This window comes from Stenotrophomonas sp. RG-453, assembly GCF_033843685.1.
GTDB lineage: Bacteria > Pseudomonadota > Gammaproteobacteria > Xanthomonadales > Xanthomonadaceae > Stenotrophomonas > Stenotrophomonas bentonitica_A.
In genome coordinates, this window is record NZ_JAMYED010000004.1 from 307,036 (window position 1) to 320,191 (window position 13,156).

Annotated in this window: 14 protein-coding genes and 2 tRNA genes; 9 read left to right on the top strand and 7 right to left on the bottom strand. The window is 66.8% G+C overall.

Annotated features, from left to right (window positions below; translation table 11 throughout):
* Nucleotides 1–43 precede the first annotated feature (43 nt).
* From NJD74_RS09695 to NJD74_RS09710, 4 genes are all read left to right on the top strand, one after another.
* Complete coding sequence (locus NJD74_RS09695) at nt 44–430, top strand: cytochrome c-type biogenesis protein (protein WP_254427774.1); 387 nt, start codon at nt 44–46, stop codon at nt 428–430.
* On the top strand, nt 424–1,440 hold the full coding sequence (locus tag NJD74_RS09700) for a tetratricopeptide repeat protein (RefSeq protein WP_319624167.1): 1,017 nt from the start codon (nt 424–426) through the stop codon (nt 1,438–1,440). Before NJD74_RS09695 ends, NJD74_RS09700 begins: the two co-directional genes overlap by 7 nt.
* A gap of 73 nt (nt 1,441–1,513) precedes the next feature.
* Nucleotides 1,514–2,626, top strand: a complete 1,113-nt coding sequence (locus tag NJD74_RS09705) for a homoserine O-acetyltransferase (RefSeq protein ID WP_319624062.1) — start codon at nt 1,514–1,516, stop codon at nt 2,624–2,626.
* Between the two features lie 50 nt (nt 2,627–2,676).
* Entirely contained in the window at nt 2,677–2,961 is a 285-nt protein-coding gene (locus NJD74_RS09710) for a DUF1294 domain-containing protein (RefSeq protein ID WP_046273308.1), read from the top strand.
* A 31-nt stretch (nt 2,962–2,992) separates the two neighbouring features.
* On the opposite strand, the gene NJD74_RS09715 is transcribed toward NJD74_RS09710, so the two are convergent.
* The 3 genes from NJD74_RS09715 to cydD form a co-directional block, all read right to left on the bottom strand.
* Nucleotides 2,993–4,327, bottom strand: a complete 1,335-nt coding sequence (locus NJD74_RS09715; protein ID WP_319624063.1) for a S41 family peptidase — start codon at nt 4,325–4,327, stop codon at nt 2,993–2,995.
* Between the two features lie 107 nt (nt 4,328–4,434).
* Entirely contained in the window at nt 4,435–6,105 is a 1,671-nt protein-coding gene (cydC, locus tag NJD74_RS09720; RefSeq protein WP_070470127.1) for a thiol reductant ABC exporter subunit CydC, read from the bottom strand.
* Entirely contained in the window at nt 6,102–7,832 is a 1,731-nt protein-coding gene (gene cydD, locus NJD74_RS09725) for a thiol reductant ABC exporter subunit CydD (RefSeq protein ID WP_070470130.1), read from the bottom strand. Before cydD ends, cydC begins: the two co-directional genes overlap by 4 nt.
* A gap of 227 nt (nt 7,833–8,059) precedes the next feature.
* Between cydD and NJD74_RS09730 the strand changes: the two genes are divergently transcribed.
* The 5 genes from NJD74_RS09730 to NJD74_RS09750 all read left to right on the top strand — a co-directional run bounded on the left by NJD74_RS09730 (nt 8,060) and on the right by NJD74_RS09750 (nt 11,304).
* On the top strand, nt 8,060–9,649 hold the full coding sequence (locus NJD74_RS09730) for a cytochrome ubiquinol oxidase subunit I (RefSeq protein ID WP_019182854.1): 1,590 nt from the start codon (nt 8,060–8,062) through the stop codon (nt 9,647–9,649).
* Nucleotides 9,650–9,664: 15 nt separating this feature from the next.
* Complete coding sequence (gene cydB / locus NJD74_RS09735) at nt 9,665–10,819, top strand: cytochrome d ubiquinol oxidase subunit II (RefSeq protein WP_019182853.1); 1,155 nt, start codon at nt 9,665–9,667, stop codon at nt 10,817–10,819.
* A gap of 30 nt (nt 10,820–10,849) precedes the next feature.
* Entirely contained in the window at nt 10,850–10,963 is a 114-nt protein-coding gene (gene cydX / locus NJD74_RS09740; protein ID WP_019182852.1) for a cytochrome bd-I oxidase subunit CydX, read from the top strand.
* A 48-nt stretch (nt 10,964–11,011) separates the two neighbouring features.
* Nucleotides 11,012–11,088 (top strand) — tRNA-Pro (locus NJD74_RS09745).
* A gap of 139 nt (nt 11,089–11,227) precedes the next feature.
* A tRNA-Pro gene (locus NJD74_RS09750) sits at nt 11,228–11,304 on the top strand.
* Nucleotides 11,305–11,334: 30 nt separating this feature from the next.
* Here the strand turns inward: NJD74_RS09750 and NJD74_RS09755 are convergent.
* From NJD74_RS09755 to NJD74_RS09770, 4 genes are read right to left on the bottom strand one after another with little or no spacing between them, the layout of a single operon-like run.
* Nucleotides 11,335–11,730 (bottom strand): hypothetical protein, encoded by a 396-nt coding sequence (locus NJD74_RS09755; protein WP_070470133.1) that lies wholly within the window; start codon nt 11,728–11,730, stop codon nt 11,335–11,337.
* Nucleotides 11,723–12,241, bottom strand: coding sequence for a hypothetical protein (locus NJD74_RS09760; RefSeq protein ID WP_313212265.1), 519 nt, complete (start codon nt 12,239–12,241; stop codon nt 11,723–11,725). The genes NJD74_RS09755 and NJD74_RS09760 overlap by 8 nt, the downstream gene beginning before the upstream one ends.
* Before the next feature lie 60 nt (nt 12,242–12,301).
* Nucleotides 12,302–12,733 (bottom strand): hypothetical protein, encoded by a 432-nt coding sequence (locus NJD74_RS09765; RefSeq protein ID WP_139146268.1) that lies wholly within the window; start codon nt 12,731–12,733, stop codon nt 12,302–12,304.
* Nucleotides 12,726–13,154 carry a hypothetical protein gene (locus tag NJD74_RS09770; protein WP_319624064.1) on the bottom strand — a complete coding sequence of 143 codons (429 nt, stop codon included), beginning with the start codon at nt 13,152–13,154 and terminating at the stop codon, nt 12,726–12,728. Before NJD74_RS09770 ends, NJD74_RS09765 begins: the two co-directional genes overlap by 8 nt.
* Nucleotides 13,155–13,156: the final 2 nt, after the last annotated feature.

A 13,156-nucleotide genomic window follows, 5' to 3' on the forward strand; every position in this document is an offset into this window, starting at 1 on the left:
TGTCGTGCTGATCGCGCTGACGCTGGCCGTGGCGTTGCCGGTGATGGCGCAGGCCGTCTCCGACCCGACCCCGTTGCAGTACCGCGATGCCGCCGAGGAAGCCCGTTTCCATGCGCTGGCTGCCGAGCTGCGCTGCGTGCAGTGCCAGAATCAGTCATTGGCCGATTCCAATGCGCAGATCGCGCACGACCTGCGCCGGGAAGTGCTGGTGCTGATGCAGCAGGGCAACAGCGATGCACAGATCAAGCAGTTCCTGGTCGACCGCTATGGCGAGTTCGTGCTGTACCGGCCGCCGATGGACGCCCGCAATGCGCTGCTCTGGTTCGGCCCGCCGGTGGCATTGCTGATTGGCGCCGGCGTGTTGATCTGGGTGGTGCGCCGTCGCAGCCGTGGGATCGAACCGATGGACAAGAGCGAGGAGCGCTGGTGAGTCTCTGGATGGCCCTGAGCGCTGCGGTCGTTGCCGCTGTCGTCGCTGCACTCGTGTTGCGGCCGCTGCGTGCAGGCGGCCAACGCGGCCCCTTCGTGATCGCGATGCTGGCCCTTGGGTTGGCCGGTGGCGCGCTGTACCTGCTGGTCGGCACGCCGGATGCCGCCGAGCGGACCGCGGCCAACGACGAGCCCGCCACGCTGGAAGATGGCGTCCAGGCGTTGGAGCAGGCGCTGGCGAAAGATCCGCAACGCGCCGATGGCTGGGCACTGCTCGGCCGCTCGCAGCTGGCGCTGGGCAAGCTGGACGAGGCCACGGCGGCGTTCGACCGGGCCGTGCGGCTCGCGCCGGACGACCCTGGCGTGCTGGTCGAAGCGGCCCAGGCACGGGCCCAGGCAGCGCCGGGCAAACAATTCGATGACCAGGCCCTGCAGTGGCTGCGCCACGCCAACGCGCTCGCGCCGGAGAGCGAACGTGCTGGCTGGCTGATCGGCATCGCGCTGCGTCAGCGCGGGCAGGACGCCGAGGCTGCGGCCGCCTGGGAAGCCCTGCTGCCACGGCTGGAGCCGGGCGCGGCGCGCGCGCTGCGCGAGCAGATCGCCATCGCGCGCGGCAATGCCGGCCTCCCGCCCCTGCCGGAGACGGCGGCCCCTGCGGCGGCCGGGAACCACGCGCTCGCGGTACAGGTGCGGTTCGCGTCGGAAACCGCTCCGGATCCGGCGCTGGCCAACGCCACAGTGTTCGTGATCGCGCGCGCGCCGGACGGCCCGCCGATGCCTATCGCCGTGCAGAAACACCCGGCCAGCCGGTTGCCGCTGCTGGTTACGCTCGGCGATGGCGACAGCCCGATGCCGACCAGCACGCTGTCGCAGGTGCAGGAGGTGGAGGTCTTGGCGCGGCTGTCCCGTTCGGGCCAGGCCAACCGCCAGCCGGACGATGTGGAAACCGCCCCGGTACGGGTGCGCCTGCCGCATGCCGGGCCGGTGCCACTGGTGTTTGATCGCCCTTGATCGGTGCGCGGCCGCGACGCAGCGTGCCGCCCACCACCACGGCGCCATCGCGGCGCCCGGCTAAAATGCGCGCATGACTGAATTCATTCCCCCCGGCACCCGCTACCACGCCCTGCCCTCGCCGTTCGCGTTCAAGCGCGGCGGTGAGCTGCGCGATGCCCACGTGGCTTACGAAACCTGGGGCACGCTCGACGCGGACGCCGGCAATGCGGTGTTGATCGTCACCGGGCTCTCCCCCGATGCGCATGCCGCGGCCAACGCCGACAACCCGGCCGCCGGCTGGTGGGAGGCGATGGTCGGCCCGGGCAAGCCGATCGATACGGATCGCTGGTTCGTGATCTGCGTGAACTCGCTGGGCAGCTGCAAGGGATCGACCGGCCCTGCCAGCATCGATCCGGCCACCGGCGAGCTGTATGGCCTGCGCTTTCCTGAGCTGTCGATCGAAGATGGCGCGCGTGCGGCGGTGGAGGTGGTGCGCGCATTGGGCGTCACCGAACTGGCCTGCGTGATCGGCAACTCGATGGGCGGGATGACCGCGCTGGCGCTGCTGTTGCTGCATCCGGGCATCGCACGCAGCCATATCAACATTTCCGGCAGTGCCCAGGCGCTGCCGTTCTCGATCGCGATCCGCTCGCTGCAGCGCGAAGCGATCCGGCTCGATCCGCAGTGGAATGGCGGTCGTTATACGGATCAGGCCTATCCGGAATCGGGCATGCGCATGGCGCGCAAGCTCGGCGTGATCACGTACCGGTCCGCCCTGGAATGGGACGGCCGCTTCGGCCGCGTGCGCCTGGATTCGGATCAGGCCGATGACGATCCGTTCGGCCTGGAGTTCCAGGTCGAAAGCTATCTGGAGGGACACGCACGCCGTTTCGTGCGCTTCTTCGATCCCAACTGCTATCTGTACCTGAGCCGCTCGATGGACTGGTTCGACCTGGCCGAATACGCCGACGGCGACGTCATGGCCGGGCTGGCGAAGATCCAGGTGGACAAGGCGCTGTCGATCGGCGCCAACACCGACATCCTGTTCCCGGTACAGCAGCAACAGCAGATCGCCGATGGCCTGCGCGCCGGTGGTGCCGACGCACAGTTCATCGGGCTGGATTCGCCGCAGGGCCACGATGCGTTCCTGGTCGACTTCGCCCGGTTCGGGCCGGCGGTCAGCGGTTTCCTGCACGGGCTGTGACGCGCGCGCGCCGCTATCTGGCGCTGGCGGTGATCGGCGCGGTGATCGCGATGGCGGTGACCGGGCTGTTACCGCAGTGGCTGGCCGCATGGTACGCACTCACCAGTGCTGTCGCCTTTGCGCTCTACGGGCATGACAAACGTGCCGCACGCCTGGGCAACTGGCGCACACCCGAACGCACCCTGCAACTGCTGGCCTTCGCGGGCGGTTGGCCTGGCGCGTTGCTGGGCCAGTCGGTGTTCCGCCACAAGCATCGCAAGAGCGCCTTCCAATGGGTGTTCGCCCTGTGCGTGCTGGCCAACGTCTCGGCGCTTGCGGTGCTGCTGCGGGCATGACCCTGGAACATTGCGTGCACGCAGCGCTGCTTCATGGCGACGAGCGAAGCCACGCAGCCGCCATGTCGATGGCGTCCTGATCACTTGAAACGCGCTCCTCGGGTTTTATCCCGTCCAGATAGGCTTCACCCGAGCGATCAAGCATCACGGCCCTCGTCAACCGCAGCGCGCAACCATCAGGCAGCGGATAGGAACGGTTGGCCGTTGCGAGACCGGCCGTCGGCTGCCCGAAGAATCGGGTGCCAGGGCGGGCCCGGAAGGCGACGGCCACCGCTTCTCCAGAGCTTGCCGTCTTCGGGCCGACGAGAACGGCCACGCGGCTGCTGGAAAGGTCGACTGAGCAGGCACGGCCGGCGCGTGGGCGCCACGCGGTGGCAACGCCCTCCCGGTCCCGGAATGCGCCGATGCTTCCGTTGCCCAGCAACGCGTGCAGCCCGCTCAGCATCGGCCACATGTTGCCGCCCGTGTTCTGGCGAAGATCGACGATCCAGCCCTTGGGTGACGTCGGCGCCAATCGTTCGATGTGCTCACAGAGCCCGGTGGTAAACGCTTCAGCGGCAGTGGCTTCGGTCCCGCGCAGGCCCGGCACCAGGACGTAGCCGATGTCCTGCATCTGTCTGGCCTCGATGTCTCTCGATGCAACAGCGGACTGGCGGTAGGCGGCGGCTTCCCTGGGGTGTTGCAGGAAGCTATGGCGATCTGCCAGCAGATCCAGAACCGCTCTGATGCTGCCATAGGCCTCTTGTGCGGGGAGGCGTTTCAGTGCCGGCGTCAGACGCGTCTGCTGCTCGGCTTCCCAATCGACGTTCGCGGCGTTCAACGCATTGTCGCGAATGGCAGCGAGGGCGTACTCCACCATGTCATAGGCGGAAACTCCGCCCGACGTGGCCGCCTCCGCCGTCAGCGTCATCTTCTCGACAACGACATGCCCGGCACTGTCCAGTGTTGCACCGAGCTTGAGGCTGGTCGTTCCGGACGGAATGTACAGCCGGAGTTCTCTCGCCTGTGGCCCCTCACCGGCGCGCACGGGCGTGCCAGCCGAGCTTGCAAACGCCAATCGGCCGTTTGCCCCGTCCGCACGCATCCACAGCGCGGCACGGCCTGCGCCATCCTTGACCGACATGGTGCCGGCCAGAACCACCTCCCGGCCCCGGTAAGGAGCTGCATCCATCGCGGTGATGGCGCCGACGAAGTTTTCCGTGCCGGTCGATTCGGCGGACACGCTGAGCGCCCCACCCTGGGTTTCCAGAATGTCGCCCGTGCCCGATGTGATCGAATTCACGCTGGTGCCTTTCCAGACGGTGTCCGCCGAAGCGCCACCGCTGAAGAGACCCAGCAAAAAGACGAATGCGACCCTGCGATTCATGCTCAACATCCTTGTTCACGTTGAACCACGATCCTAGGTCAAGCGCATTGCATTGGCCAGACAGTTCGCAGGCACTGTGCTTCCTGCGGTCCCTGCAGGAAGAAGGCTTATGTCAGCTTTCCATCCCGCAAACGATAACTGCGATGCACGATGCCGCCCGGCAGTTCGTCGTGGGTGATCATCAGCAGACTGCGATTGCCCAGCGCCGCCACCATGTCCTGCAGCAGCGCATGCGCGGTATCCACGTCCAGGCCTTCGGTCGGTTCGTCCAGCAGCAGGATCGGCGCATCGCGCAGCAGCGCACGTGCCAGCGCCAGGCGCCGCGCCTGCCCGGCGGACATGGTTGCGCCGTTCTCGCCCACCCATGCCGAGAGCCCGCCGATCTGTTCGGCCCACGCCTGCAGTCGTACCTCTGCCAACACCTGCCACAGGCGCGCGTCGCTGGCCGCTACATCGCCCAGCCGCAGGTTGTCCGCCACCGTGCCGGCGAACACCGGCGCATTCTGCGGCAGCCAGGCAATCTGGCGATGCCAGTCGGCCTGCGCGAATCCGCGGATATCGGCATCGCCGTAACGCACGCTGCCCGCCTCGGGATCCCATAGCCGCAGCAACAACGAGGACAGCGTGGTCTTGCCACTGCCGCTGTCACCGCGGATCGCGATCCGTTCGCCCGGCGCGAGCTCCAGCTGCACATGGTCCAGCAGCACGCGCGCCTGGCCGGGCCAGCGGAACACCACCTGTTCGAACCGCAGCGTTGCGGGTACGGATGGCACGGCCACCGGCGCATCGGCTTCCACCACGCCCGGCGCCTGATCCACGATGGCCTCCAGCCGCACCGCGGCGACGCGACCGGACAACCACGATTGCCAGGCCAACCCGATGCCGGCCCACAGCTCCAGCAGTGCCACGGTCAGGAACACCAGTGCGGCCGCCAGCGCGGCATCCACGCTGCCACGCTCGAAGGCGTGCAGGGCCAGCCACAGCATCGCCACCAGCCCCCCCGCGCCACACAGGCCATGCAGCGCATTGCCACTGATCAACCGCCAGCGGCGACGCTTGTCGCGCGACTTCAGCTGTTTGGCGGCCACCAGCACGCGCTGGTTCCAATGCTGGCGCGCCTGCAGCGCGGCGAGGTCGGCCGCGCCTTCCAGGCCTTCGAACGACTGCGTGCGCAGCTGCGCGCGGTGCAGCGCGCGGTCACGCTCCTGGTCCGCGGCGCCCCGCACGGTCAACCACGGCACGCCGACGCCGATCAGCACTGCGAGCAGCGCCAGCAGGCCGGCCGCCGGCGGATAGATGATGCCGGCCGCCACCACCGCGACCAGCGAGATGCCACCGAGCGCCAGCAGCGGGCCGATCGCGCGCACCAGCAGGCCGTCGACCTCGCCGATATCGGACATCAGGCGCGCCAGCAGTTCACCGGTGCGCACCCCCGCCAGACGGGCCGGCGCCAGCGGCAGCGCGCGACGGAAGAACCACACGCGCAGGTCGCGGGCGATGCGCAGGGTGACATCGTGGCCCACCAGCTTTTCGAAGTAGCGCGACACGATCCGCGCCATGGTCAGCCCGCGGATGCCCGCCGAGGGCGAGAAGAAGTTGAAGCCATTGCCGAGCCCGGCCGCCCCGGCCAAGGCGGCGGCGGTCAGGAACCCACCGGACAGCCCGAGCAACGCGGTACCGGCCAGCATCGTGGTCCACAGCAGCAGCACGGTCAGCAGCAACCGGCCGCGATGCCGGGCGAACACCCCCTTCAGCGAATCGGTCCGGGCAGCCTTCATGGCGACACCTCCGAGGCCAGGCGTGCACCGCCGGCGGTCAATGTCAGGCGGGTGTCGGCCCACCGCATGGCGGTTTCGCTGTGCGTGGCGATCACCACGCTGCGCCCACGCGCGAAGGCAGCCAGGGTGCGCAGCAGATCGGCTTCGGTCTCCGGATCGAGGAAGGCGGTCGGCTCGTCAAGCAGCAGCAGGTGTGGATCGCGCAGCAACAGCCGCGCCAGGCCGATCCGGCGCGCCTCGCCGCCGGACAAGCCGAAGCCGCGCTCGCCGATCACCGTGTCCAGCCCCAGCGGCAACGCGGCGGCGAAGCGCATCACCTGCGCCGCCTCGGCCACCGCGTGCAGATGCGCGTCGGTCGCCCCCGGCGCGGCCAGGCGCAGGTTGTCGGCGATGGTGCCGTGGAACAGATACGGGCGCTGACCGGCATAGCCCACGTCCAGCCCGGGGCGCAGCACGATGCTGCCCTCGCGCGGTGGCAGCCACCCGGCCAGCGCTTCCAGCAGCGTGCTCTTGCCGCTGCCACTGGGCCCGACCAGCGCCACGCGTTGCCCCGGTTCGATCTGGAACGAAAGGTGCTGCACCACATCGTGGTGCGCACCGAGCGGGCGCAGGCTCACGTCGCGTACGACCACCGGGGGCGCGTGCTGTTCCAACAGCTCCGGCGCGCGCGCGGTGGCGGGCGGTGCGTCATCGACAACGGCTGCGGCAGGCAGCTCGCCGAGCAGGCGCTCCACTTCCGCCGCGGCGGCGAGCGCATTGGCGCGGTCGTGATAGTGCGCGGCCAATCGCCGCAGCGGCGCGTAGAACTCCGGTGCCAGCAGCAGGCAGAACATGCCCACGCCCAGGGTCGGCACCTGCGCATGCAGCGACATCAGGCCCAGGTAGCTCAGGCCCAGGTACAGCGCGACCATCGCGACGCTCACCGAGGCGAAGAACTCCAGCACCGTCGAAGAGAGGAAAGCGATCCGCAGCACTTTCAGGGTGCGCTCGCGCACCCCTTCGGCCGCGCTGGCCACACCGTCCAGCTCGGCCTCGCCGCGCCCGTACAGGCGCAGCAGACCGAGGCCCTTGATGCGATCGGCGAAGTGGCCGCTCATCCGCGCCAGTTCGCCCAACTGCGCGCGCCCGGCCGCTTCAGCGCCCCAGCCGACCAGCATCATGAAGAACGGCACCAGCGGCGCGGTGAACAGCAGGATCAGCGCGATCACCCAATCGGTCCAGGCCACGGCGATCGCGATCAGCAGCGGCACTACCACCACTTCGATGCGGACCGGCTGGTACCCGGCGTAATAATTCTCGATCGCATCGGCGTGAGCCAGCATCAGTTCGCCCAGCTCACCGGTGCGCTGCTGGCGCAGCCACAGCGGACCGCGGCCAAGCAGCCGTTGATACACCCGTTCACGCAGGGCCAGCCGCGCGGCATCGGCAACATCGCCAGCGGCAGCCTGGGTCGCGCTGCCCAACAGGGTGCGGATGCCGAGCACCGCCAGCAGCCCCAGCAGGACCGGCGTTGCCTCGGCCAGCGGGCGGTGATCGACCAGCACGGCCTGGATCAGCCACGCAATGGCGGCCGCCTGGCCGATCAGCAGCGCGCCGGACAGGCAGATGCAGATCGCCGCCAGGCGTTGCTTGCCGCGCGCGGCGGCGGCCAGCCCGCCCAGCCAGTGCAGGCGCTGCCGGCGCAGGGCGGTTGTCTCAACAATCGACGCGTCGGGGGGTATGCTCAAAACAAGTCACTGGCGGCCACAGGGAGGTTCCGTCGATTGTAGTAGGTGCTGGCCCCGCCCCCGTGCGGCCAGCGGTCGCAGGGGCGGGATGGCATACGATCCCCGTGCGAGTGCGTTTGTACATTGATCTGAATCAAGGCTGTTTGAAGTTGCTGGTCACAGAATTCACCCCGTAGACCCCCCTTCCCGCCACCTGAAACGGCAAAACCCAACGAGGTAGCCAGGCCATGATTGATCAGACAGTCGTAGAACTGTCGCGGCTGCAATTCGCTCTGACCGCGATGTACCACTTCCTTTTCGTTCCCCTCACGCTTGGCCTGTCGTTCATGGTGGCCATCATGGAGAGCGTCTACGTCATGACCCGCAAACAGGTCTGGCGCCAGATGACGCTGTTCTGGGGCACGCTGTTCGGCATCAACTTCGCCATCGGCGTCGCCACCGGCATCGTGATGGAGTTCCAGTTCGGCATGAACTGGTCGTACTACAGCCATTATGTCGGCGATATCTTCGGCGCCCCGCTGGCGATCGAAGGCCTGATGGCGTTCTTCCTGGAAGCGACCTTCATCGGTCTGTTCTTCTTCGGCTGGAAGCGCCTGAGCCCGGTTAAGCACCTCACCGTGACCTGGCTGATGGCCCTGGGCACCAACCTCTCGGCGGTGTGGATCCTGATCGCCAACGGCTGGATGCAGAACCCGACCGGCGCGATCTTCAATCCGGAAACGATGCGCATGGAGGTGGTGGATTTCGCCGCCGTGCTGTTCAACCCGGTGGCGCAGGCCAAGTTCGTGCATACGGTCAGCGCCGGCTACGTGACCGGTGCGGTGTTCGTGATGTCGATCAGCGCCCTGTTCCTGCTGCGCAACAAGCACAAGGACATGGCCCGTCGCTCCTTCGCGGTGGCGGCCGCCTTCGGCCTGCTCTCCTCGCTGTCGGTGGTGGTGCTGGGTGATGAAAGCGGCTATGCCGCCAGCGAACACCAGAAGATGAAGCTGGCCGCGATCGAAGCGATGTGGGAAACCGAGCGTGCCCCGGCCGACTTCACCGCCTTCGGCATTCCGAACCAGACCACCCAGCAGAACGATTACGCGATCAAGATCCCCTACCTGATGGGCCTGATCGCCACCCGTTCGCTGAACCAGCCGATCCCGGGCATCCTGGAGCTGGTGGAACGTGCCGAGCACCGCGTGCGGGGTGGCCAGCTGGCCTACGGCGCGCTGGAACGCGTGCGCAAGGACAAGAACGACGCCGAAGCGCGTGAGATGTTCGACCGTCATTGGCAGGATCTGGGCCACGGCCTGCTGCTCAAGCGCTACCGCGAGGACATCCTCAACGCCACCCCGGAAGAAATCTCCAAGGCCGCGATGGACACCGTGCCGCGGGTCGCCCCGCTGTTCTGGACCTTCCGCATCATGGCCGGGCTGGGCTTCTATCTGATCGCCTTCTTCGCGCTGGCCTTCTACTACTCGTGCCGCCACAACTTCCAGGACAAGCGCTGGTTCCTCAAGCTCGCCCTGTGGTCGCTGCCGGCACCGTGGATCGCGATCGAATGCGGTTGGTTCGTGGCCGAGTACGGCCGCCAGCCGTGGGCGGTGGACGGCGTGCTGCCGACCTTCTACGCCGCCTCGGGCCTGGCCCTGCATGAAATCCTGACCACGCTGGCGGTGTTCACCGGGCTGTACACGGTGCTGCTGGTCATCGAAGTCAAGCTGATGCTCAAGGCGATCCGCAAGGGCCCGGACGACATCCTGCCGTCGCTGCAGGCTGCAGCCACGTCCCTTTCCCCCAATGCCGCTGCGCCGACCCACGGTCGGGCGTAAGGCAGGAGAACCCAGATGGAATTCATTGGACTCGATTACACCACGCTCCGCGTGATCTGGTGGCTGCTGCTCGGCATCCTGCTGATCGCCTGGGCGGTGATGGACGGTTTCGACCTCGGCGTGGGCACATTGCTGCCGTTCGTGGCCCGGACCGATGACGAACGCCGGCTGGTTATCAACACCGTCGGCCCGGTGTGGGAAGGCAACCAGGTGTGGCTGGTACTGGGTGGCGGTGCGATCTTCGCCGCTTGGCCGCCGCTGTACGCGGTCAGTTTCTCCGGCTTCTACCTGGCGGTATTCCTGATGCTGTTCGGGCTGATCCTCCGCCCGGTCGCCTTCAAGTACCGCAGCAAGATGCCCAGCAAGCGCTGGCGTGAGAACTGGGACCGTGCGCTGTTCGTCGGCGGGCTGCTGCCGGCACTGATCGCCGGCGTGGCGGTGGGCAACGTGCTGGTCGGCGTGCCGTTCCACTTCGATGACAGCATGCGCATCTTCTACACCGGCACCCTGATCGGCCTGCTCAACCCGTTCGCCCTGGTGGCCGGCCTGGTGAGCGTGGCCATGGTGGTCTCGCATGGTGCGGCGATGCTGGTGCTCAAGACCGACGGCCCGGTGGCCGAGCGCTCGGCCCGCTATGGCAGCGTCGCGGCGGTGCTGACCTTCGTGCTGTTCGCCCTGGCCGGCGTCTGGGTGGCCTTCGGCCTGCCGGGCTACCAGATCACCTCGCAGGTGGTCACCGATGGCCCGACCAACCCGCTGCTCAAGACCGCTGCCGTCGGTGCGGTGGCCGGTGGCTGGCTGCGCAACTACCAGAGCATGCCGCTGACCCTGCTGGCCCCGATCCTCGGGCTGGTGGGTGCGCTGGCCAGCGCGGTACTGCTGCGGGCCCGCCGTGGCGGCCTGGCCTTCGTGGCCTCGGGGGCCTCGATCACCGGCATCATCCTGACCGTCGGCTTTGCAATCTTCCCGTTCCTGCTGCCCTCCTCCAGCCAGCCGGGCTCCAGCCTGACCGTCTGGGACAGCTCCTCCAGCCACCTGACCCTGGGGATCATGCTCATCGCCACGGCCATCTTCCTGCCGATCATCATCGCCTACACCTCCTGGGTCTACCGCGTGATGAAGGGCAAGACCACGGCCGAAGACATGAGCGACAACCCCAACGCTTACTGATGCGCCCCACGGCGCCATAGGAGACTTACCATGTGGTACTTCGCTTGGATTCTGGGTGCAGGGCTGGCCTCGGTAGTGGCCATTCTCAACGGCATGTGGTTCGAAGCCCGCGAGCAGAGCCGTACGGATCACGAAGAAGGCTAAAAAAAGGTTGCCGATCGGGTCTTCACACCGTATCCTTGTCGGCTCCTTCGGGGTGTAGCTCAGTCTGGTAGAGCGCTACGTTCGGGACGTAGAGGTCGCAGGTTCGAATCCTGTCTCCCCGACCACTTCGGTGGTCGTATTGAAGCCTGGGAACACGTTTCCAGGCTTCTTTATCAAGGGCCGTGGCAACACGGCACCGAAGGTGAAAAACGCGATCCCCCCTTGCCGCCGACCGGCGGGATCGATACAATAGGCGGCTCCTTACGGGGTGTAGCTCAGTCTGGTAGAGCGCTACGTTCGGGACGTAGAGGTCGCAGGTTCGAATCCTGTCTCCCCGACCATCTGATGGTCACAATCAAGCCTGGAAGACATCACTGTCCTCCGGGTTTTTTTGTGCCTGGCGATTGGCAGGCCGGGTAGCGGCTGCGGATTTCCCCTTCGCAGCTGCCGGTGTAGCGGTACCCGCTGCGCATCATGCAGTGCTGCAGATCATCGAACGTGCGGCCCAGGGCCTGCTGGATCACCGCCGCGCTGGACTTCTCCGGCGTGGAGACGTGGTAACCACCATTGGCGGCCCCACCACATTCGCGCCAGTCGGCATCGCGGGCCGCGCCGTCATTGCCCATCTTCTGCCAGGTGTCGCGTGGCGGCACGAGGGTACGGCTGGCCGATGGATCGCCATTCATCCACATGCCGCCGATGCCGCAGGCGCTGAGGCTGAGGGCCAGGCACAGGGCGGTGACGGCGCGTGGGTGCAGCTCAATCACACACGCCCCGAAGATACGCATCCGCCCGTGCCTCGGGTGATGCGGCCGAGCGTTCAGGGGTCGCCGCGCGGAAAGTGATGCCAAGCTGCTCGGCGCTGCGTTGCAGCCCTTGCATCTTCGGCGACTGGCCTGCGACCGTGAGGGTCAGATAGGAAAGGCGCTGCTGCTTGAAGCTGCCGAGCGCCGACTGGACTGCTTTTCGTGTGACATCTTCGCTCTCACCGGCGACGACCAGGCGGGTCATCGGTGGCTCGGCACCACGGGCCATGAGCGCCTTCAACTGATCCATCCATGCAGCCTTGCTCACCACCGAGCCCAGCATGAGGTTGGCCACGGGATTGCCTGCCGAGGGAACATCAATGTAGAAGGCCGCGCATCGCACCGCTTGTGCCGACTGCGGCGATTCGAGCAGCTCAGGATCAGCGCACGCTGCGCCGGCGATGCCCAGGAGAGTCAAACCAAGCGCGAGGCGGGCAGACGATCCAGATAGTGGACGAAAGAATGACTGCATGTTCTGGCTCCCAAGGATAGTGATACGCACTGGATGGAGGACCGCATACGCCTCGGCGCATCAGCGCTGCGACACGGACCCCTCCGCACGCTGGCATGCAGGGAAACGACTGGGAATCTCACCCTGGCAGGTACCGGTGTACTGATACTGTTTACCCATCATGCAACGTTGAATCTGATCGAATGTCGCACCGGAGCGCGCGGCCGTCTCAGCACCTGTAGTGCCTGGCAACACCGCATAGTTCCCCTTCTCCGTACCCCCGCAGGACACCCAGTCGAGCTGACGCGCTTCAGGTGTATTGGACGGGTGCTGCCAGCTTTCCATCAATGAAGGTGGGTTGGCCAGCCGCTCATACGCCGCTTTATCGCAGTAGATCATCGGTGTCTGCGGCCCACAGATGCGGCCATTGCCAATCACGCAACCGGACAGCAACGCGACTGCCAATGCAGCTCCAGCCGCTCTGATCTGTCGTTGCGCAGACGGCTCAATCATGCAGCAATCTCCCCGAACCGGACCGGCAGGCGGGATAGCGGCCCGGAATATCGCCTTCGCAGGAACCGATGTAGTGATACTCCTTTCCCAACATGCAACGTTGCGCAGCGTAGAGTTTCTCGCGCGAAAGCTCGGCATCCTCTTGAGGAGTAGCCCCTCGCCGGTCTGCCGAAATGTTCCCACTTCGTTGGCCACCGCACGCCTGCCAATCCAGGTCGCGTACCAGGACGCTCGCATCCGGCCGGGTCCACTCGTGGCCCGGCGGGCTGAGGTGCCGGGTCGCAGCGGGATTGCCGTTCATCCACAACCCGCCTGCGCCGCAAGCGGTCACGCCCGACAGCACGGCCAGCACGGTCATTGTGCGACAAATGCGCAACGCGAAATGATCGCGGGAGATGAACAGCCTGGGGTAAAGCAGCATCC

What these genes read in the sequence shown, in the direction of transcription:
- NJD74_RS09695 (WP_254427774.1), top strand. Translation starts at nt 44, where the DNA reads ATGGCGCAGGCCGTCTCCGACCCGACCCCGTTGCAGTACCGCGATGCC.
- cydB (WP_019182853.1), top strand. Translation starts at nt 9,665, where the DNA reads ATGGAATTCATTGGACTCGATTACACCACGCTCCGCGTGATCTGGTGG.
- NJD74_RS09705 (WP_319624062.1), top strand. Translation starts at nt 1,514, where the DNA reads ATGACTGAATTCATTCCCCCCGGCACCCGCTACCACGCCCTGCCCTCG.
- NJD74_RS09710 (WP_046273308.1), top strand. Translation starts at nt 2,677, where the DNA reads ATGGCGGTGACCGGGCTGTTACCGCAGTGGCTGGCCGCATGGTACGCA.
- NJD74_RS09765 (WP_139146268.1), bottom strand. Translation starts at nt 12,733, where the DNA reads ATGATTGAGCCGTCTGCGCAACGACAGATCAGAGCGGCTGGAGCTGCA.
- cydC (WP_070470127.1), bottom strand. Translation starts at nt 6,105, where the DNA reads ATGAAGGCTGCCCGGACCGATTCGCTGAAGGGGGTGTTCGCCCGGCAT.
- cydX (WP_019182852.1), top strand. Translation starts at nt 10,850, where the DNA reads ATGTGGTACTTCGCTTGGATTCTGGGTGCAGGGCTGGCCTCGGTAGTG.
- NJD74_RS09770 (WP_319624064.1), bottom strand. Translation starts at nt 13,154, where the DNA reads ATGCTGCTTTACCCCAGGCTGTTCATCTCCCGCGATCATTTCGCGTTG.
- NJD74_RS09730 (WP_019182854.1), top strand. Translation starts at nt 8,060, where the DNA reads ATGATTGATCAGACAGTCGTAGAACTGTCGCGGCTGCAATTCGCTCTG.
- NJD74_RS09760 (WP_313212265.1), bottom strand. Translation starts at nt 12,241, where the DNA reads ATGCAGTCATTCTTTCGTCCACTATCTGGATCGTCTGCCCGCCTCGCG.
- NJD74_RS09715 (WP_319624063.1), bottom strand. Translation starts at nt 4,327, where the DNA reads ATGAATCGCAGGGTCGCATTCGTCTTTTTGCTGGGTCTCTTCAGCGGT.